The organism is Wohlfahrtiimonas larvae (genome assembly GCF_002006755.1).
Classification (GTDB): domain Bacteria; phylum Pseudomonadota; class Gammaproteobacteria; order Cardiobacteriales; family Wohlfahrtiimonadaceae; genus Wohlfahrtiimonas; species Wohlfahrtiimonas larvae.
Map to the genome: position 1 here is coordinate 1 of NZ_MVDO01000267.1, position 907 is coordinate 907.

The window sequence follows — 907 nt, forward strand, 5'->3', positions numbered from 1 at the left end:
TAAATCAGGTGGTATCGCTGAGAGTGTACGTATTACAGGCGGTGTGCAGACTGTAGAGGGTGTGAATGCAATCGCAACAGGTACAGAAATCAGTAGTGGCATACAAACTGTTAAAAACGGTGGTTTAGCGACAGGTGGTTATGTTGATGGTGCTGGTATTCAAAATATTGAGAAAGATGGTATTGCAAAAGCAGTAGAGATTAAAGGTGGTACCCAAAATATTATTGATGGTGGATCAGCAATTAATACTACATTAACAACAGGCTCACAAAATGTAAGTGGTAAAGGTTCTGTTGCAGAGAATACAACTATTAATGGTGGCGTACAAACTATTAAAAATGGCGGTACTGCAACTAGTAGTAGAATTAATAAAGATGGTACACAAACTGTAACAAATGGTGGTGTAGCAAATAATACGATTGTGAATAATGATGGTACTCAAAATGTTACGGATGGCGGTAAAGCATTTGATACGACTGTTAAGAGTGGTGGTCTTCAAGAAATTTCAGGTGTAGGCTCAGAAGCAACAAGGACGATTGTTGAAAAAGATGGTAAACAAAGCGTATCTGATTCAGGTATGTCTATTAATGCGATCATTAAAGATGGTGGTACTCTTAGTATTGGTAAAGATGGTCAAGCAACTGGTACTGATATTCGATCTGGTGGTGTTCAAGAGCTTATAAATGGCGGTAAAACTACAGGGGTTGAAATCACAGTAGGTGGCACTCAGCGAGTGAGTACTGGCGGTGAGGCTACTGCAAGTATCATTAGTGGTGGTATACAGAAAATTATTGAAGGTGGTAAAGCCATAGATACCATTTTGAATAAAGGTTCTCAATTGGTTAATGGCGTAGGTACTATTGCATCGAATACAGAAATTAATGATGGCACACAAACTGTTGAGAAT

The 907-nt window shown here is 38.8% G+C and carries 1 protein-coding gene; it reads left to right on the top strand.

From position 1 onward, the window contains the following. The coding region (locus tag BZK14_RS12970; protein WP_171973745.1) for an AIDA repeat-containing protein at window positions 1-907 on the top strand (907 nt) is incomplete at both ends.